This is a genomic window from Acinetobacter lwoffii, from assembly GCF_024129355.1.
Classification (GTDB): Bacteria; Pseudomonadota; Gammaproteobacteria; order Pseudomonadales; family Moraxellaceae; genus Acinetobacter; species Acinetobacter lwoffii_I.
Map to the genome: position 1 here is coordinate 1 of NZ_JAMXXP010000080.1, position 1149 is coordinate 1149.

At 33.5% G+C, this 1149-nt stretch carries 3 protein-coding genes; 1 reads left to right on the forward strand and 2 read right to left on the reverse strand.

Annotation, left to right across the window (positions count from 1 at the left end):
• Positions 1-366 (forward strand): hypothetical protein (locus NI468_RS16015; protein ID WP_253102617.1); only part of this gene is annotated, 366 nt, incomplete at its 5' end.
• Between the two features lie 68 nt (positions 367-434).
• Here NI468_RS16015 and NI468_RS16020 read toward each other — a convergent pair.
• Together NI468_RS16020 and NI468_RS16025 are read right to left on the reverse strand one after the other, a co-directional pair.
• Entirely contained in the window at positions 435-749 is a 315-nt protein-coding gene (locus NI468_RS16020; protein WP_253102619.1) for a BrnA antitoxin family protein, read from the reverse strand.
• A complete protein-coding gene (locus NI468_RS16025; protein WP_004728473.1) occupies positions 712-1023 on the reverse strand; it encodes a BrnT family toxin in 312 nt (103 codons plus the stop codon). Before NI468_RS16025 ends, NI468_RS16020 begins: the two co-directional genes overlap by 38 nt.
• Between the last annotated feature and the right edge of the window lie 126 nt (positions 1024-1149).

Here is a 1149-nt window from a genome sequence, read left to right on the forward strand (position 1 = left end):
GACTATAAGCAATTTTTTATTTTAGCTAAAGATGTAAGGTTTGATCCAAATTTAGCTCAACTAGAAGCAATCTTTCAAGGAAATTTAACTCTTCATAATAATTGCTTATCTATCATAGTAAGAGGTGATAGAGAAACTATGCATACTCTAGTCATACCTAAACAATATGAGGTCTTTTTCGATAATTATAATAAGGTGATAGGTCTAAAAAATATTAAATCAAAAGAGCTTTATAGATTAGGTGAGTCTTTACAATTTTCAGGAATAGCTTTTGATGATGAAAAAATGAAGTTAGGTGAAAAGCTACCTGATTACTGTCCTCCAAGATTCGCTTTACCTGGAAGTATTGAAAAATTAAAAAAATAACTTATTCGTCATTTTAAATCTACAGGCTTAATATTACTTCATAAAGAACAAGGCTTAGTTCTCGTTCTTTATGGATGATTTTTCAAATCATTCAACATAGCATCACGCAGAATTTTGTTCATTCGTGTCTGATAGCCTTTACCTTGAGCCTTTAACCACTGCATAACATCGGCATCAATGCGAACAGTTGTCACTTGTTTAGTTGGCTTATAAAACGGATTTTGAACTGCATTTTTCCAAAAGCTTTCATCAAGTTCAGGAATATCCGAAAAGTCTATTTCACTGTCTGGGCATTTAGCCAGGGCTTCGAGTCTTGCCTTTTGTTCTTCAGACAAAACAGGAGACTTATTCAAATCCATTTTGTAGGTAACGATTTTGCTCATATTGTTTCCTCTCTTTTTTCTCTGCCTGTCGTGCGGAAATAATACGGATATGATCAATCCCATTATGATCTTGTACAGTATGAGCCACTAATAAAACTGTTTGGCCGTGTACGAGACCTATCGCTTGCCAACGATATTCACCATTTTCAAAGCGATCCTGTTTGAAGACGGCATAAGCATCATAAAAAACCAATGTTGCATCTTCAAAAGCTACACCATGTTTTTTGAGGTTTGTATCTGCTTTATGCTCATCCCATGAAAACTCAATTTCCATAGTTGCATCGCTTTTTGTTAATATAAAAATGTTAATACAAAATTGTAAATTTTGCAAAGTTCTTCCATTTTTTATTGGCAAAAGCTTACAGAATCGAACATAAAAAAGCCGACTTGTTTCAAAATC

Bases quoted from the DNA above. Each gene is read 5' to 3' on its own strand.
- NI468_RS16020 (WP_253102619.1), bottom strand. From the start codon at position 749: ATGAGCAAAATCGTTACCTACAAAATGGATTTGAATAAGTCTCCTGTT.
- NI468_RS16025 (WP_004728473.1), bottom strand. From the start codon at position 1,023: ATGGAAATTGAGTTTTCATGGGATGAGCATAAAGCAGATACAAACCTC.